The following is a 16,098-nucleotide window of genomic DNA, read 5'->3' as shown; positions in this document are numbered from 1 at the left end:
GTTAACTGTGATTCTGTGTGGCTATGCACCGCAGGAAATCCACGGCCCTGATTCACAAGGCGAAAGTCACGCAGCATGCTGCGTTGGCAGCGCTTCTGATCATGGGCGGACTCGCCATTGCGGGTCCCTCGGGCCTGCTCGCCTGGAGCGAGAACCTGCGCCTGCTCGACCAGCGCAAGGCCCAGCTGACCGAGTTGGAAGCCGAACGCACCGCGCTGGAGAACCGCGTGGCTCTGCTCGATCCCGACCACGCCGATCCCGACATGGTCGGCGAACTGCTGCGCAGCCAGCTCAATGTCGTCCATCCCGACGAAGTGGTCATCAAGCTCGAAGAGTGACGCCGCGCGAATGTCGGGCGGAAACCACAGCTTTCCGTAAGGGTTTTCGTATGCACATGCGCTGCCCCGTTGCGCGGGCCATGCGCCTGTGCCTATAGGCGCAACCGATATTCCTCCCCGGAAGAACAAGGACAAAAGTCTTGGCCAAAGCCCCCCGGAGCAAGAAGACCGCCACGAAGTCGCCCGCCGAGGACACCGACTTCATCCTTCACTCGCTGCAGGATCGGCTCGAGAAGGATCGCCAGTTCAAGGCGAGCAAGGAGCAGATGCTCCATTTCTACGAGCAGATGCTGCTGATCCGCCGCTTCGAGGAGCGCGCTGGCCAGCTTTACGGCCTCGGCCTGATCGGCGGCTTCTGCCACCTCTATATCGGCCAGGAAGCCGTCGCGATCGGCCTGCAATCGGCGCTCGACGGCGACAAGGACAGCGTGATTACCGGCTATCGCGATCACGGCCACATGCTCGCCTACGGCATCGATCCCAAGGTCATCATGGCCGAGCTCACCGGCCGCGAGGCCGGCATCTCGAAGGGCAAGGGCGGGTCGATGCACATGTTCTCGACCGAGCATAAGTTCTACGGCGGGCACGGCATCGTCGGTGCGCAGGTCGCGCTCGGCGGCGGGCTCGCGCTCGCGCATCAGTACAACAATGACGGCGGGCTGTGCCTCGCCTATTTCGGCGACGGCGCGGCCAACCAGGGCCAGGTCTACGAGACGATGAACATGGCGGCGCTGTGGAAGCTGCCGATCGTCTTCGTCGTCGAGAACAACCAGTATGCCATGGGCACCGCAGTCGGCCGCAGCTCGGCCGAGACCGAATTCCACCGTCGCGGTACCGCCTTCCGCATTCCCGGCATGGATGTAAACGGCATGGACGTGCTCGAGGTGCGCCAGGCCGCCGAAATCGCCTTCGCGCACGTGCGCGAAGGCAAGGGGCCGGTGCTGATGGAATGCAACACCTACCGTTATCGCGGTCACTCCATGTCCGACCCGGCGAAATACCGCACGCGCGAGGAAGTGCAGGACGTGCGCGAGCACAAGGACCCGATCGAGGGCATCAAGAAGCTGCTGATCGAAAACGGCAGCAGCGAGGACGACCTCAAGGCCATCGACAAGGACATTCGCAAGACCGTGACCGAAGCCGCTGACTTCGCCGAGAATTCGCCCGAGCCCGAGGCGTCCGAGCTCTACACCGACGTTCTGGTCGGGGAGTATTGAGCCATGGCTATCGAACTCAAGATGCCCGCGCTGTCGCCCACCATGGAAGAGGGCACGCTCGCCAAGTGGCTCAAGTCCGAAGGTGACGAGATCGTTGCCGGCGACATCATCGCCGAGATCGAGACCGACAAGGCGACGATGGAATTCGAAGCGGTCGATGAAGGCACGCTCGGCAAGATCCTCGTCGAGGAAGGCACCGAGGGCGTGAAAGTCGGGACCGTGATCGCCATGATTGCGGGTGAGGGCGAGGACGTTTCCGCCACGGAAGCGCCTGACGAACCCGTTCCGGTCGAGGACACGCCGGGCGAGGGCAAGGACGTCGGACGCGAACCGAGCGAAGCCGAGATCACCAAGCCCGCGCGCAAGACCGATGTGAAGGACCCCGAGGTCCCCGAAGGCACCAGCTTCACCTCGACCAGCGTCCGCGAAGCGCTGCGCGACGGCATGGCCGAGGAAATGCGCAAGGACGAGCGCGTCTTCGTGATGGGCGAGGAAGTCGCCCAGTATCAGGGCGCCTACAAGGTCACGCAGGGCCTGCTCGACGAATTCGGGCCGAAGCGCGTGATCGACACGCCGATCACCGAATACGGCTTCGCAGGCATCGGCACCGGCGCCGCGATGGGCGGGCTGCGCCCGATCGTCGAGTTCATGACCTTCAATTTCGCGATGCAGGCGATCGACCACATCATCAATTCGGCGGCCAAGACCAATTACATGTCGGGTGGCCAGATGCGTTGCCCGGTCGTCTTCCGCGGCCCCAATGGTGCGGCAAGCCGCGTCGGTGCCCAACACAGCCAGAACTATGGCCCGTGGTATGCGAGCGTCCCCGGCCTGATCGTCATTGCGCCCTATGACGCGGCCGACGCAAAGGGGTTGATGAAGGCGGCGATCCGCTGCGAGGACCCGGTGGTCTTCCTCGAGAACGAGTTAGTTTACGGTCGCAGCTTCGATGTGCCCGATATCGAGGATTACGTCCTGCCGATCGGCAAGGCGCGGATCATGCGCGAAGGCTCCGACGTGACCATCGTCGCCTATTCGATCGCGGTCGGCCTCGCGCTGGAAGCGGCGGAGGAACTGGCTGGCGAAGGCATCGAGGCCGAAGTCATCGACCTGCGCACGCTGCGCCCGCTCGACAAGGACGCGATCCTCACCTCGCTCGCCAAGACCAACCGCCTGGTGATCGCCGAGGAAGGCTGGCCGACCTGTTCGATCTCGTCGGAAGTGATCGCGATCTGCATGGAGGAAGGCTTCGACCACCTCGATGCGCCGGTCACCCGCGTATGCGACGAGGACGTGCCGCTGCCCTATGCCGCCAATCTCGAGAAGCTCGCCCTGATCGACACACCGCGCATCGTCGCGGCGGTCAAGAAGGTCTGCTACCGCGACTGACCCGGAGGGCGCTTCGGTGGAGCGTGCCGAACTGATCGACGAATGCCCCGAGGTCTCGCGCATCGCACTGGCGAGCGCGGGCCGCGACCGCGATCTGTGGCTTGCGGCCTTCGCGCTCGACGGACGCATCGGGCGGATGGTGCTCGGCGCGACCGAGCCCATGCTCGGCCAGATGCGGCTTGCCTGGTGGCGGGACCAGTTCGGTCAGCCGGCAACTGCCCGCCCCGATGGCGATCCGCTGCTCGATCTCATTGGCCGGAGCTGGGAGGGTTGCGAGCGGGCGCTTCGCGACCTCGTCGACGGGTGGGAGGCTCTGCTTTCTCAGCGTCCCTTGAGCGAAGCCGACCGCGCCTCTTTCGTTGCCGGGCGGGCGAGCCTTGCGCGGGCTTTGGCCGAACGCGCCGGCAGCCCCAGCGCCGCGAACGAAGCCGAACGCGCTGGAACGCTGTGGGCGCTCGCCGATCTCGCCGTCCACACGCAGGAGCCGGACGAACGCGACGCTGTGCTCAATCGCGCGGCCGAGATTGCTCGCCAGAATTTGCGCCTGCCGCGCCCCTTGCGACCCCTGTCGGTCATCGGTGGACTGGCCCGGCGTTCGCTGAATTCTGGAGGTCGCCCGCTTTTGGGCGATCGACTTAGCCCGTTGATCGCCTTGCGATTGGGTCTCTTCGGGCGCTAGATAAACCGCCTGCAGGCGAGGGAGGGTGGCGCATGAACCGGATCGTGTTGGGAGCCATCATAGCGCTGGCGCTGGTGGGGCTGGGTGCCTTCTGGTGGCAGGGCCGGGCCCAGATCGAGCAGGGCGCGCCGCCGCCGCAACCGGTCGAAGCGCCTGCCGCCGAGGCGGAGATTCCCGCCTCGGATGCAGGCGATGCGGTCGGGCCCGCGCCTCCGGCAGCGACGGAGCTCACCAAGGAGCAGCGCCGCTTCTTCCGCTACGATCGCAACCGCGACTGGCGCATCACCCGCACCGAGATGCTTTCGACCCGCTCCAACGGCTTCCGCAAGCTCGACAAGGACGGCAACAATCTGCTCGATTTCGAGGAATGGGCGGTGGCCACGGTCGAGAAGTTCGAAGGCGCCGATGCCGATGGCGACAACCAGCTCACCCCGGCCGAGTTCGCCGCGACGGCGCCCAAGCCGACCAGGAAGACCCGCTGCGCCTGCTAGGCGGCGGTGAGTTCCGCCTGTGTGAGCCATTCGCCGAAGTCGGCCTTGGCGCGATTGGTATAGGCTTCCTTGCGGACCTTCTTGCCGACATCGTGCAGCGGCGGGAAAAGCCCGAAATTGACGTTCATGGGCTGGAAGGTCTCGGCCTCGGCATCGCCTGTGATATGCGAGAGCAGCGCGCCGAAGGCGCTCGTGCGCGGTGGCGGCGTCCAGTCGCGGCCGCCCAGTTCGGCGGCCGCCATCAACCCCGCCATCAGCCCGACGGCGGAGCTTTCGACATAGCCTTCGCAACCGGTGATCTGGCCCGCGAAGCGGACATGCTCGCCGCCCTTGAGCCGCAGTTGCCGGTCGAGCACCAGCGGCGAATTGATGAAGGTATTGCGATGCAATCCGCCGAGGCGGGCGAATTCTGCATTCTCGAGCCCCGGGATCGTGCGGAAGAGTTCGATCTGCGCGCCGTATTTGAGCTTGGTCTGGAAGCCGACCATGTTCCACAGCGTGCCGAGCTTGTTGTCCTGTCGCAACTGGACCACCGCATAGGGCCAGCGCCCCTGCGGGAATTCCTCAGAAGTATCGAAGGGATTGTCGAGCCCGACGCCCTTCATCGGACCGTAGCGGAGCGTTTCGACCCCGCGCGCGGCCATGACCTCGATCGGCATGCAGCCATCGAAATAGGGCGTGTCCGCCTCCCACTCGCGGAATTCGGTCTTCTCGCCGTCCATCAGCCCTTGGTGGAAGGCGAGATACTGCTCCTTGGTCATCGGGCAGTTGATGTAGTCGCCCCCCTCGTTCGAGGCTTCGGTGCGCTTGTTCCAGCGGCTCTGGATCCAGCACTTCGACATGTCGATGCTGTCGTGGTGAACGATCGGCGCGATGGCGTCGAAAAAGGCGAGCCGGTCCTGTCCGGTGGCGGCGACGATGCTGTCGGCCAGCGTCTGGGCGGTCAGCGGGCCGGTGGCGACAATGGTCGGGCCGGAGGCGGGCAGGGCATCGACCCGCTCGCGTACCACGGTGACATTGGGGTGTTCATTGAGCGTTCGCTGGACTTCGGCCGAGAAGACATCGCGGTCGACCGCCATGGCCGAACCCGCGGGGACGCGAGCGACTTCGCCCGCGCGCATGATCAGGCTGTCGAGGCGGCGCATCTCGTGATGCAGCAGGCCGACCGCGTTCTTGGTGTCGTCGTCCGAACGGAAGCTGTTCGAGCAGACCAGTTCGGCGAGCCCGTCGGTCTGGTGCGCCGGGGTCATCTCGCCGCTGCCGCGCATTTCCGAGAGGCGTACCTTGAAGCCGCGCTGCGCGAGCTGCCAGGCTGCCTCGCTGCCGGCCAGGCCGCCGCCAATGATGTGGATATCGTGGGTCATCGCGCGCGCCCTAGTGCTTGCATGGGGCCTTCGACAAGGCCTAGCGTCGCGCGATGCCACGCCGCGCCCTCGCCAAACATCGCCCCTGGCTGCTCGCAAGCCTGATTGCGGGCATCAGCTACTTCTTCGTGTCCGACGATCCCATCGGCGGTACATGGCTCATGCTGTGGAAGGGGGCGGGCGTGGCTTTCCTGGCCGCCTACGCCGCGTTCCGCGCGCGCGCGTTGGACGGGCTCCTGATAACCCTCGTGATGGTCTTCGGCGCAGCAGGCGACATCGCGCTCGAGATCAGTTTCCTCGTCGGCGGGAGCCTGTTCGCCATCGGCCACCTCCTCGCAAGCGCGCTTTACCTGCGCAATCCGCGCGAGAAGGCGACGCTGAGCCAGGTGCTTGCCGGTGCAACGCTGCTGTTCCTGACCCCGGTGATCGCGGGCACGATGACCTACGGGCTCGACAACTGGATCGTAGCGACCGCTTACTCGGCAGTGGTCGGCGCGATGGCCGCAGCGGCCTGGACCAGTCGCTTTCCGCGTTACCGTGTCGGGGTGGGGGCGGTAATGTTCGTCGTCAGCGACTTGCTGATCTTTGGACGCGAGGCGCAGGTCGTCCCCGAAGCTGTCACCTCGTGGCTCATCTGGCCGCTCTATTACGGGGCGCAGTTCCTGATCGCGGTGGCGGTCGTACAGACGCTGCGGAAGGGCGCGCAGCGCGCCGTGGCCTAGCCCCGCCAGGCGGCGATGGTCGTGCGGTGCAATTCGCGGCGGTGGCCCTCGTAACCGCCGGTCGCCTTGTGGAGCACCGAGCGGTTGTCCCACATCACCAGCATGCCCGGCTCCCATCGATGGCGATAGACGAACTCCTCGCGCGCCTGCCACTGCGACAGTTCGGCCAGCAGGGCGATTGCCGCGGCCTGCTCCATCCCCTCGATGCCGACGATGTAGCCGATCGTCGAATAGAGGCATTCTACTCCCGTTTCAGGATGTCGCTGGACCAGCGGATGCATCTGTGTGGCCCGGGCGCTTTCGTCCGGGCGGATCGCCATCGTGCGGCCCGTGTCGCGCGCGCCATAGGTGCCTTCGGGCGCATAGGCGAGCTTGGCGCTATGGATCGCGGTCAAGCTACGCAGGTAGGCCTTCCGCTCCTCGGGTAGCGCCGCAAAGGCAGCGGCCTGATCGGCAAACAAAGTGTCGCCGCCTGTCGGCGGGATATCGATCGCCATCAGGCAGGTCCCCGCCGGGGGCTGATCTAGGAAGCTCCAGTCGCTGTGCCAGTTTTCGGCGAAGAGCGGTGTGTCCTCGTCCGCCTCGCGCAGGATCGCGGCGATATGGTCGCGCCCTTCGATCGGCGCGAAGAAGGGGTCCTCGCCGAACCCGCCCATGGCGAGCGTGAAGGCCTCGAGCGCATCGTCGTCCAGATGCTGGTCTGGGAAGGCGAGAACCTTGTGCTCGAGCCAGATCGCGCGGATTTCCCGCGCGAGGTCCGGCGACACCGGTTTGGAAAGGTCGAGCCCGGTCACGCGTGCACCGCACGCCCGTCCGCTGGGCTCGACCGTCAGGCTCATCCGCCCGGTTCCCCCTCGATATTCTTGTCCGAATGCGCCGTGGTGTGCGGCGTGGTCGGATTGAGGCTGCCGCCGTGTGCGGCGATTTCGTCAGCCACCGCTTCCTCGGCCTCGTTCTCCGGCTCCTCGGTTTCGTCGATCAGCGCTGCGCCGACGACATGTTCGCCCTTGGCGACATTGAAGATGCGCACGCCCGCCGATCCGCGCCCGATGATGCGGAAGCCACCGGGATCCTCGCCTTCGAGCAGGTGGCGGAAATCGATCGGCATGCGAATCAGTTTCGCCTGGTCGGTGACGAGCATGAGCTGCGAGCCGTGCCGGACGGGGAAGCTTGCAACCACGGGCCCGTTACGGTCGGGATTGCTGTCGGGCGTGCCGATATTGGTGAGGCCCTGTCCGCCGCGCCCGATGGTGCGGTATTCATAGGCCGACGAGATCTTGCCGTAGCCGTTGGCGGTCAGCGTGAGAACGAATTCCTCCGCCTCGGCCATCTCGACGATGGTCTCGGCTGCGAGCGCCGGTTCGGCATCATTGTCCTTCCACGGAGCGGCGCGCAGATAGGCATCGCGGTCCTCGGTCGTCCATTCTCCGGCATCGAGCACTGCCATCGATACGACCTTCTGACCGTCCTTGAGCTTCATCCCGCGCACGCCGATGCCGGTACGACTCTTCGTTTCGCGCGCATCGGTGGCGGAGAAGCGGATCGCCTTGCCGGCATCCGAGGCGAGGAAGATTTCCTGGTCTTTGGTCAGCAGTCGGACGCCGATCAGCCGATCGCCGCTGCCTTCGACGAAGCCCATCGCATACTTGCCGTTGCTCGGCACGTTGGTGAAGGCATCCATCGAGTTGCGGCGCACCATGCCCTGCTCGGTGGCGAAGACGATGTTGAGCTTGGACCACTCGTTCTCGTCCTCGGGCAGCGGCAACACGTTGGTCACGCGCTCCTCGTCGCCTAGCGGCAGGAGATTGACCATCGGGCGGCCCTTGGTCTGCGGGCCGCCCTCGGGCAGCTTCCACACCTTCATGCGATAGACGCGGCCCGTATTGGTGAAGAACAGCACCGGATTGTGCGTCGAGGTGACGAACATCTCGACCACCGCGTCCTCGTCTTTGGTCGCCATGCCGCTGCGACCCTTGCCGCCGCGGTTCTGCGCACGGAAGGCATCGAGCGGGGTGCGCTTGATGTAGCCGCCGTGGGTGACGGTAACCACCATCTCCTCGCGCTCGATCAAATCCTCGTCTTCGATCCCGTCCCAGGCGGGGGCGATCTCGCTGATGCGCGGCGTGGCGTAGGTGTTGCGGATCTCTTCGAGTTCCTCGCGCATCACGCCATAGAGCTTCACGCGGTCGGCAAGGATCGAGAGATATTCCTCGATCGCCAAGCTCAGTTCCTTGAGCTCGTCGCCGATCTCGTCGCGGCCGAGCGCGGTCAGGCGGTGGAGCCGCAGGTCGAGGATCGCCTTCACCTGGCGTTCTGACAGGCGATAGGTGCCGCCGCTCTGTTCGTCGGTCGGCTCGATGGCCTCGACCAGCGCGATATATTGCGCGATGTCGCCGATCGGCCATTCCTTGGCGAGCAGCTTGGCGCGTGCATCGGCCGGATTGGACGAGCTGCGGATCATCGCCACGACCTCGTCGAGGTTCGAGACCGCGACCACCAGGCCGAGCAAGATATGCGCCCGTTCGCGTGCCTTGTTCAGCTCGAACTTGGTGCGGCGGGTGATGACTTCCTCGCGGAAGCCGATGAAGGCCTGCACGAAATCGCGGAGCGTGAGCACTTCGGGGCGGCCGCCGCGGATCGCGAGCATGTTGGCCGGGAAGCTCGCCTGCGCTGGCGTGTAGCGCCAGATCTGGTTGAGTACGACTTCGGGCGAGGCGTCGCGCTTGAGATCGACCACCACACGGACGCCCTCGCGCGAACTCTCGTCGCGGATGTCCGAGATGCCCTCGATCCGCTTGTCCTTGGCGGCCTCGGCGATCTTCTCGACCAGCCCGCTCTTGCCCACCTGGTAGGGTATCGATGAAAGCACGATCGACTGGCGGTTGCCCCTGGTCTCGACCTCGTGGCGGGCGCGCATGAGGATTGAGCCGCGGCCCGTCGTATAGGCGGCACGCGCGCCCGACTTGCCGAGGATCAGCGGCGCTGTCGGAAAATCGGGCCCGGGGATGATCTCGAACAGGTCTTCCGAGGTGATCGCCGGGTTCTCGATGAAGGCGAGGCAGCCGTCGATCACCTCGCCGAGATTGTGCGGCGGGATGTTGGTCGCCATGCCGACCGCGATGCCGCCGGCGCCATTGACCAGCAGGTTGGGGAAGCGCGCCGGAAGGACCGTCGGCTCGCGCCGCGATCCGTCGTAGTTGTCGGTGAAGTCGACCGTGTCCTTGTCGAGATCGTCGAGCAGCGAATTGGCGACGCGCGCGAGGCGCGCCTCGGTGTAGCGCATCGAGGCCGGCGGATCGGGGTCCATCGAGCCGAAGTTGCCCTGGCCATCGACCAGCGGGACGCGCAGCGACCAGTCCTGCGTCATGCGCGCGAGCGCATCGTAGATCGCGGCGTCGCCGTGCGGGTGGTAGTTGCCCATCACGTCGCCGACGATCTTGGCGCTCTTGCGATAGGGCCGCCCGGCGACGAATCCGCCTTCCTGGCTGGCGAAAAGGATGCGGCGGTGGACCGGCTTCAGACCGTCGCGCACGTCGGGCAGCGCGCGGCTGACGATCACGCTCATCGCGTAATCGAGATAGCTGGTCTTCATCTCATCGACGATGTCGATGCGCGCGTAATCGTGACCGCCGGGGGCGGGGGTATCCAGAAGGTCGGTATCGTCGGACAAAACGTGTGTTTCCGTACTGCGAACTGCTTATGTCGTGATTGCGTGGAGCCTAGGCGATGGGGGGGCAAAGCGCCACTCGCGCAGGGAACCAAAGCCCGGTTTCATGCGCTTTTTCCACATATGGGTACTGTCGCCAGCGATGGGAACCATGAACGGTTGGGCGGAGGCGCATTCAAAGCGCGTTCAGCCGCATTTCGGTAGAAGAATTTGCAATGAGAGCCCACACGCGGCATGTGCCGCCCAGCCCGAATTGAACCGGCGCACGGTGCGCTCAGATCCCCTTTCCACTCTTGGGAGCTTATCACATGATTTTCACCCGTCTTGCCCGCAAGAATGGTGCGGCTTCGACCCTTGCTCTTGCCCTGGCGCTGACCGCCGGCGGCATCACCGGTGCGACCGTGCTCGACACCCCCGCGCATGCCGCGAAGAAGGAAAAGCAGGCCAAGCCGTCCTATTCGAAAGCATTCGTCGCGGCCTACAAGCCGCTTGAGGAACTCGCGAAGGCCGAGCCGGTCGACTATGCCGCGCTCAAGGCGGGCTTCCCGACGCTGCTTGCAGCGCTCGAAAACGACGACGATCGTTACGCAGCGGGTAGCTTCATCTATTCGAACGCTGCCAAGCAGCAGGACCAGGCCATGGCGCTTCAGGGCATGGAACTGATGCTGAAGAGCGGCAAGGTCCCGGCGGAAAATGTCGGCCAGTTCAATTTCGTCGCCGGCCAGCTGGCCTATGCGGCCAACGACTATGCCAAGGCCCGCCCCTATTTCCAGGCGGCGGCGGATGCCGGCTACACCGACAACGACCCTCTGATCTTCGTCGCGGAAAGCTATTTCGCCGAAGATCAGGCGCAGCAGGGCCTCACCTACCTCAGCGACCTGATCAATGCGAAGATCGCCGCCGGCGAGACCGTCGACGAAGCATGGCTCAAGCGTGGTCTGGCGCAGGCCTACAACAACAACCTGAACGCCGAAGCCAACAAATATTCGAGTTGGTACGTCAAGCAGTATCCGGGCGAGGACAGCTGGGGCGACGCCGTCGCCATCCTGCTCAACACGGGCGGCTACCAGAATCCCGAAATCCTCGACCTGCTGCGTCTCGGCAAACGTGTCGGCGTGCTGCGCGACGGCAAGCTCTATCTCGAATATGTCGACGCAGCTGACTATCGCCGCCTGCCCGCCGAGGTGGTCTCGGTGATCGATGAAGGCTATGCCAAGGGCAAGCTCGACAAGACCGATCCCTATGTCACCGATACGCGTCGCCAGGCGGCGGAGCGTGCCGCGACCGACCGTGCGGATATCGACAAGCTCATGGCCGATGCCAACAAGTCGGGCGCCACGCTGGCAACCGTCCTGGCAGCCGGCGATACGCTGCTCGCCATGGACCGCGCGGCGGACGCCGAGCCCTTCTATGCCAAGGCCCTGAACATGCCGAGCGCCAATACGCCAATGGTGCTGACCCGCCTGGGTATCGCTCAGTTCGACCAGGGCAAGTATGCCGAGGCGGAAGCGACCTTCAACAAGGTCGAAGGCGCACGCAAGGCGATCGCCAACCTCTGGGCCATCTATGCGACCCAGAAGGCTGCCGGCGGCGCGATGTAAGCTTTCCCGAATACGGGAACCGGAAGGGCGCGAACTGCGGTTCGCGCCCTTTTTCGTCAGCGCAGTCGTTTGACGTAGAGGAGATTGTTATCGCGCCGCTCGACCTGGAACTGGTCGAGCGATTCGAACAGATCGGACAGGCGCTTGAAGCCGTAGTTGCGGACGTCGAAACTCGACCGGTTGCCCGCGATATTGCCTACCTCGCTGAGCGAGGCGAAACCTTGGTCGTCGCGCTTCGCGGCCTTCCATGCCGTGCCGAGTAACTCGACCAACTCCTCGTCGATTCCGGTCTTTGCTGCCGCTGCTGGCGCCTTGGGCGCTTCGACTTCGTCGGACGCACCCTTGATGAGTGCATCGATGTCGATGAAGCGGGTGCAGGCGCTCTTGAAGGCGGCGGGGGTCTTTTTGGTGCTGCCGAAGCCGTAGACGACCAGGCCATCCTGGCGGAGGCGGGTGACCAGCGGAGTGAAATCGCTATCCGAACTCATGATGCCGAAGCCATCGACCTTGCCCTGGTAGAGCAGGTCGATCGCATCAATCGTCATCGCCATGTCGGTAGCGTTCTTGCCCGCGGTGAGATCGAACTGCTGCTGGGGCTGGATGCCGTATTTGTGTGTGATCTCTCCCCATTTGGAGAGATTGTTCTTCGCGAAATTCCCGTAGGCTCGCTTGATGTTGACCTGGCCCAACTCGGCCATCACCGTCAGCACCGGGTCGATGCCCTTGGGCGTCGTGTTGTCTGCGTCGATCAGCAGCGCGATGTTTTTGAGATCACTGTCGGACATGCTTGATCACATGGCCTGATGCCCCCGCCCGCGCAAGTCATGAGGCGGGCCGGAATTCCCCGCTATTCTCGTCCAGCAGATGCAGGACACCGTCCGAAATGGCGAAATAGGCACCGCGCAGTTTCAGGCTGCCGCGCTTTTCTTTTTCCTGCACGCAGGGAAACGTCCGAAGGTTGGCAAGGCTGACCTTGACCGCCGCCAGTTCCATCGCGCGTTCGGCCTCGCGCCCGCTCGTGCCCATTTCGGCGGCGATCGGATCGCGTACCTCGTCGAGCATGTCGATCCAGTGCGCGACGAAGCCGCCATCGCCGGGCTCGCTGCCGTGCAGATCCTGCGTCAGCGCCGCCTGGCAGCCGCCGCACATGCCGTGGCCCATGACGACCACCTCGCGCACCTTGAGGAACTGTACGGCGAATTCCAGGGCCGCCGAAACGCCGTGCCGGCCCGGCGTGGTCTCGTAGGGCGGGACGAGGGCGGCGACGTTGCGAACGACGAAGATCTCGCCCGGATCGACATCGAGGATCTGCGCGGGATCGACTCGGCTGTCCGAGCAGGAAATGACCATGACCTGAGGAGACTGGCCCTCCTTGAGCTGGCTCCAGCGCTCGTGCTGCCGCTTCCAGTCACCGGCGCGAAAACGGGCGTAGCCCTCGATCATCTCGTCGAATGTCTTCATGCGCGCTCCGCTGCCCCGAAACCGTCCCGGATGCAAGGCCCTGCGCATTGCTATGCGGGTTGCCGAGAGCGGGGAGGGGGCCTAGATGGGCCGCGCAATGAACGATCTCTCCTCCGCACCCCAGCCCGAGGGCGAACGCCCCAAGATGCAGCGCAAGCCCGACTGGATTCGGGTCAAGGCACCGGTCAGCAAGGGCTATCAGGAAACGCGCAAGCTGATGCGCGAACTCAACCTGCACACCGTGTGCGAGGAAGCCGCCTGCCCGAACATCGGCGAGTGCTGGACCAAGAAGCACGCCACGGTGATGATCCTAGGCGACACCTGCACGCGCGCCTGCCGCTTCTGCAACATCAAGACGGGCATGCCGATGCCGGTCGATCCGCTCGAGCCCGAGCATACCGCGGCTGCTGCTGCAGCGATGGGCCTCGAACACATCGTCATCACCAGCGTCGATCGCGACGATTTGCCCGATCGCGGAGCCGGGCAGTTCGTCAAGGTCATCAACGCGCTGCGCCGCGAGACGCCGAACACGACGATCGAAATCCTCACGCCCGACTTCAAGGGCCGGATGAAGCAGTCAATCGCAGAGATCTGCGAAGCCGGCCCCGACGTCTTCAACCACAATCTCGAAACCGTGCCGCGGCTCTATCCCACGATCCGCCCGGGTGCGCGGTATTACGCCTCTCTGCGTCTGCTCGAGGAAGTCAAGGCACACAATCCGCTGATCTTCACCAAGTCGGGCATCATGCTCGGCCTCGGCGAGGCGCGGCTCGAAGTGCACCAGGTGATGGACGACATGCGCAGCGCAGACATCGATTTCATCACCATGGGGCAGTATCTCCAGCCGACACCGAAGCATGCCAAGGTCGAGGAATTCGTGACTCCCAAGCAGTTTGCCGCCTATGGCGCGATCGCTCGGGCCAAGGGCTTCCTTCAGGTCGCGTCGAGCCCGCTGACCCGGTCGAGCTATCACGCCGGCGACGATTTCGCCCAGATGCGCGCAGCGCGCGAAGCGAAGCTCGCCAAGCAGGGCGCCTGATGCCGGGAATCCGCGAGAAGCGTCGCCTACCCTACAGCCGGGAACAGATGTTCGACCTGGTGGCCGACGTCGGAAGCTACCCCAAATTCCTGCCCTGGGTCGTTGCAACCAGGATTCGCAGCGACAGCGAAACCGAAATGGTCGCCGACATGCTCGTGGGCTTCAAGGCGATCCGCGAAAAGTTCACCTCCAAGGTGCTCAAGCAGCGTCCTGGCCACATCGAAGTGATCTATGTCGACGGACCGTTGAAGGACCTCGACAACAACTGGGCTTTCACCCCCGCCGATGACGGCGGTTGTGAAGTCGACTTTTGCGTCGATTTCACGTTCCGCAATGCGGTTTTCGAGGCGCTGGCGGGCCAGTATTTCGACCGCGCCTTCCGCAAGATGGTACAGGCCTTCGAGGACCGCGCCGACGAGCTTTACGGGCGCGAGAACGCGGCTGCGAACCTCTAGGGCAACAGCAATTCGAGCGCGCAGATCGTGGCCTGCCGGCGGACCTCGGCTCGCGAGGTTGGTTCGAAAATCTTGAGTTCGCCCTCGGGCTCGCCTTCGTCGCCACGGAAAACGCGTGAGAACACGACCGTGCCGACCGGCTTGAGATCGGTCCCGCCGCCCGGTCCGGCGACACCGCTGATCGCAATGGCGAGGTCGGCATGGCTGGTCTCGAGCGCGCCCTTGGCCATGGCCCACGCGCAGGCGATCGACACCGCACCGAAGGTCTCGATGATTTCGAGCGGCACGCCGAGCGATTCCATCTTGGACTCGTTGGAATAGGTCACGAAGCCGCGGTCGAGCACTGCCGATGATCCCGGCACTTCCGTAAGCGCCGCCGCGACAAGCCCGCCAGTACAGCTCTCTGCCAAGGCGACCTTGCGCCCGATGGCGATATTATCCTCGACCACGCGCTTCGCCAGCGCGGCGATGTCGTCGGGGAGAAGGGCTTCGAGGGGCATGATCTCTCTCACTTCCTCAAGAGGGTCGCCACGGCTTGCGCGGCGATGCCTTCGCCACGACCGGTGAAGCCGAGGCGTTCGGTGGTTGTGGCCTTTACGGATATCACTGTGATGTCAACGCCGAGCAGCCCGGCGATGCGCGCGCGCATGGCCTCGCGATGGGGGCCGATCTTGGGGGCTTCGCAGATGATCGTGAGGTCGATGTTGCCCACCCAATATCCGGCTTCGTCGACCAATCGGCCGGCGTGGATAAGGAATTGGTCGCTGCTGGCGCCCTTCCACTGCGGATCGCTGGGAGGGAAGTGGCTGCCGATATCACCGTCACCGATGGCGCCGAGCAGCGCATCGACAATGGCGTGGAGCGCGACATCGGCATCGCTATGCCCGGCCAGCCCCTTGTCATGCTCAATGCGGATTCCGCCGAGCCACAGCTCCTCGCCCGCGGAAAGACGATGGACGTCGAAACCCATGCCGGTGCGAATGGGGGGCAAGGCGGCCATGAAATCCTCCGCGAATGTCAGCTTGGCGAGGCGCTCGTCACCCGGGACATGCGCGACCTGGCCTCCTGCCGCGCGCAGGACCTGCGCGTCGTCTCCGGCAGTGAGATCGCCCCACCACTTCTGGTGAGCATCCCGGATAGCCGAGAAGCGAAAGGCCTGGGGCGTCTGGACGCGGCGCAGCTGCTCGCGCGGGGCGCTGTCGGACATCACGCCATCCGTGTCGATCGAGAGGCTGTCGACCACCGGGAGCACCGGGATCGCACCGGGATGACTGTCGAGCGCGTCGAGCAGACGCTCGATCACCCGCCGGGGCAGGTCGGGGCGCGCCGCATCGTGGATCAGGACGCGCTCGGCCGCCGCGATCGCCGCAAGTGCGCGAGCGACCGATTGCTGGCGGGTTTCGCCGCCTTCGACGAGCGTGAAGCCGTCAAGACCGGCAAGTGCACCCCGCGCGACGTCTTCGGCTCCCGGCGGGATCGCAATGACCAGCGGGTGGGCGCCTGCAGCGAGCAGAGCCTCTACCGAATGGCGCAGCACTGGTTTGCCGCACCAAACCGCGAATTGCTTGGGCATCGGTTGGCCCGCGCGCAGGCCTTGCCCGGCCGCGACGACGATCGCGGCGAAGCTGGGAAGGGGCGGCATGTCCTGCATACGAAAGCTGCCCGCTAGCGGCTT

At 64.8% G+C, this 16,098-nt stretch carries 16 protein-coding genes; 9 read left to right on the top strand and 7 right to left on the bottom strand.

Annotation, left to right across the window (positions count from 1 at the left end; genetic code table 11):
* Positions 1-23: 23 nt before the first annotated feature.
* The 5 genes from K3181_RS15140 (at position 24) to K3181_RS15120 (ending at position 4,114) form a co-directional block, all read left to right on the top strand.
* Positions 24-338 carry an FtsB family cell division protein gene (locus K3181_RS15140; RefSeq protein ID WP_221603960.1) on the top strand — a complete coding sequence of 105 codons (315 nt, stop codon included), beginning with the start codon at positions 24-26 and terminating at the stop codon, positions 336-338.
* A 140-nt stretch (positions 339-478) separates the two neighbouring features.
* On the top strand, positions 479-1,555 hold the full coding sequence (gene pdhA / locus K3181_RS15135) for a pyruvate dehydrogenase (acetyl-transferring) E1 component subunit alpha (RefSeq protein WP_221603959.1): 1,077 nt from the start codon (positions 479-481) through the stop codon (positions 1,553-1,555).
* 3 nt (positions 1,556-1,558) lie between these two features.
* Entirely contained in the window at positions 1,559-2,944 is a 1,386-nt protein-coding gene (locus tag K3181_RS15130; protein WP_221603958.1) for a pyruvate dehydrogenase complex E1 component subunit beta, read from the top strand.
* A 16-nt stretch (positions 2,945-2,960) separates the two neighbouring features.
* Complete coding sequence (locus K3181_RS15125; protein ID WP_221603957.1) at positions 2,961-3,623, top strand: hypothetical protein; 663 nt, start codon at positions 2,961-2,963, stop codon at positions 3,621-3,623.
* 32 nt (positions 3,624-3,655) lie between these two features.
* Complete coding sequence (locus K3181_RS15120; protein WP_221603956.1) at positions 3,656-4,114, top strand: EF-hand domain-containing protein; 459 nt, start codon at positions 3,656-3,658, stop codon at positions 4,112-4,114.
* Here the strand turns inward: K3181_RS15120 and trmFO are convergent.
* On the bottom strand, positions 4,111-5,478 hold the full coding sequence (gene trmFO, locus K3181_RS15115) for a methylenetetrahydrofolate--tRNA-(uracil(54)-C(5))-methyltransferase (FADH(2)-oxidizing) TrmFO (protein ID WP_221603955.1): 1,368 nt from the start codon (positions 5,476-5,478) through the stop codon (positions 4,111-4,113). The genes K3181_RS15120 and trmFO overlap by 4 nt on opposite strands.
* A gap of 53 nt (positions 5,479-5,531) precedes the next feature.
* Here trmFO and K3181_RS15110 point away from each other — a divergent pair, with 53 nt between their 5' ends.
* Positions 5,532-6,200 carry a lysoplasmalogenase family protein gene (locus K3181_RS15110; protein WP_221603954.1) on the top strand — a complete coding sequence of 223 codons (669 nt, stop codon included), beginning with the start codon at positions 5,532-5,534 and terminating at the stop codon, positions 6,198-6,200.
* On the opposite strand, the gene K3181_RS15105 is transcribed toward K3181_RS15110, so the two are convergent.
* Positions 6,197-7,039, bottom strand: a complete 843-nt coding sequence (locus K3181_RS15105; protein ID WP_221603953.1) for a TauD/TfdA dioxygenase family protein — start codon at positions 7,037-7,039, stop codon at positions 6,197-6,199. The genes K3181_RS15110 and K3181_RS15105 overlap by 4 nt on opposite strands.
* Complete coding sequence (gene gyrA, locus K3181_RS15100) at positions 7,036-9,870, bottom strand: DNA gyrase subunit A (RefSeq protein WP_221603952.1); 2,835 nt, start codon at positions 9,868-9,870, stop codon at positions 7,036-7,038. The genes K3181_RS15105 and gyrA overlap by 4 nt, the downstream gene beginning before the upstream one ends.
* 305 nt (positions 9,871-10,175) lie before the next feature.
* Between gyrA and K3181_RS15095 the strand changes: the two genes are divergently transcribed.
* Positions 10,176-11,468, top strand: a complete 1,293-nt coding sequence (locus K3181_RS15095) for a hypothetical protein (protein WP_221603951.1) — start codon at positions 10,176-10,178, stop codon at positions 11,466-11,468.
* 56 nt (positions 11,469-11,524) lie between these two features.
* On the opposite strand, the gene K3181_RS15090 is transcribed toward K3181_RS15095, so the two are convergent.
* Positions 11,525-12,253, bottom strand: coding sequence for an NYN domain-containing protein (locus K3181_RS15090; protein WP_221603950.1), 729 nt, complete (start codon positions 12,251-12,253; stop codon positions 11,525-11,527).
* A 37-nt stretch (positions 12,254-12,290) separates the two neighbouring features.
* The gene (locus K3181_RS15085) at positions 12,291-12,929 is read right to left on the bottom strand and encodes a carbonic anhydrase (RefSeq protein WP_221603949.1); all 639 of its coding nucleotides are present in this window, start codon (positions 12,927-12,929) and stop codon (positions 12,291-12,293) included.
* Between the two features lie 97 nt (positions 12,930-13,026).
* Between K3181_RS15085 and lipA the strand changes: the two genes are divergently transcribed.
* Complete coding sequence (gene lipA / locus K3181_RS15080; RefSeq protein ID WP_221603948.1) at positions 13,027-13,968, top strand: lipoyl synthase; 942 nt, start codon at positions 13,027-13,029, stop codon at positions 13,966-13,968.
* Positions 13,968-14,423, top strand: a complete 456-nt coding sequence (locus K3181_RS15075; RefSeq protein WP_221603947.1) for a type II toxin-antitoxin system RatA family toxin — start codon at positions 13,968-13,970, stop codon at positions 14,421-14,423. The genes lipA and K3181_RS15075 overlap by 1 nt, the downstream gene beginning before the upstream one ends.
* Here K3181_RS15075 and K3181_RS15070 read toward each other — a convergent pair.
* Positions 14,420-14,923: a CinA family protein gene (locus K3181_RS15070; protein WP_221603946.1), complete on the bottom strand. Its 504-nt coding sequence runs from the start codon at positions 14,921-14,923 to the stop codon at positions 14,420-14,422. The genes K3181_RS15075 and K3181_RS15070 overlap by 4 nt on opposite strands.
* A gap of 8 nt (positions 14,924-14,931) precedes the next feature.
* Complete coding sequence (locus K3181_RS15065; RefSeq protein WP_221604036.1) at positions 14,932-16,074, bottom strand: bifunctional 2-C-methyl-D-erythritol 4-phosphate cytidylyltransferase/2-C-methyl-D-erythritol 2,4-cyclodiphosphate synthase; 1,143 nt, start codon at positions 16,072-16,074, stop codon at positions 14,932-14,934.
* Positions 16,075-16,098 lie beyond the last annotated feature (24 nt).

Origin of the sequence: Qipengyuania mesophila, from assembly GCF_019711655.1 — a bacterium.
GTDB lineage: Bacteria > Pseudomonadota > Alphaproteobacteria > Sphingomonadales > Sphingomonadaceae > Qipengyuania > Qipengyuania mesophila.
Note: the sequence above shows the minus strand (reverse complement) of the source record. Positions and strands in the feature narration are given on the sequence as shown.

Bases quoted from the DNA above. Each gene is read 5' to 3' on its own strand.
- K3181_RS15140 (WP_221603960.1), top strand. From the start codon at position 24: ATGCACCGCAGGAAATCCACGGCCCTGATTCACAAGGCGAAAGTCACG.
- K3181_RS15130 (WP_221603958.1), top strand. From the start codon at position 1,559: ATGGCTATCGAACTCAAGATGCCCGCGCTGTCGCCCACCATGGAAGAG.
- K3181_RS15120 (WP_221603956.1), top strand. From the start codon at position 3,656: ATGAACCGGATCGTGTTGGGAGCCATCATAGCGCTGGCGCTGGTGGGG.
- trmFO (WP_221603955.1), bottom strand. From the start codon at position 5,478: ATGACCCACGATATCCACATCATTGGCGGCGGCCTGGCCGGCAGCGAG.
- K3181_RS15110 (WP_221603954.1), top strand. From the start codon at position 5,532: ATGCCACGCCGCGCCCTCGCCAAACATCGCCCCTGGCTGCTCGCAAGC.
- K3181_RS15105 (WP_221603953.1), bottom strand. From the start codon at position 7,039: ATGAGCCTGACGGTCGAGCCCAGCGGACGGGCGTGCGGTGCACGCGTG.
- K3181_RS15095 (WP_221603951.1), top strand. From the start codon at position 10,176: ATGATTTTCACCCGTCTTGCCCGCAAGAATGGTGCGGCTTCGACCCTT.
- K3181_RS15090 (WP_221603950.1), bottom strand. From the start codon at position 12,253: ATGTCCGACAGTGATCTCAAAAACATCGCGCTGCTGATCGACGCAGAC.
- K3181_RS15085 (WP_221603949.1), bottom strand. From the start codon at position 12,929: ATGAAGACATTCGACGAGATGATCGAGGGCTACGCCCGTTTTCGCGCC.
- lipA (WP_221603948.1), top strand. From the start codon at position 13,027: ATGAACGATCTCTCCTCCGCACCCCAGCCCGAGGGCGAACGCCCCAAG.
- K3181_RS15075 (WP_221603947.1), top strand. From the start codon at position 13,968: ATGCCGGGAATCCGCGAGAAGCGTCGCCTACCCTACAGCCGGGAACAG.
- K3181_RS15070 (WP_221603946.1), bottom strand. From the start codon at position 14,923: ATGCCCCTCGAAGCCCTTCTCCCCGACGACATCGCCGCGCTGGCGAAG.
- K3181_RS15065 (WP_221604036.1), bottom strand. From the start codon at position 16,074: ATGCAGGACATGCCGCCCCTTCCCAGCTTCGCCGCGATCGTCGTCGCG.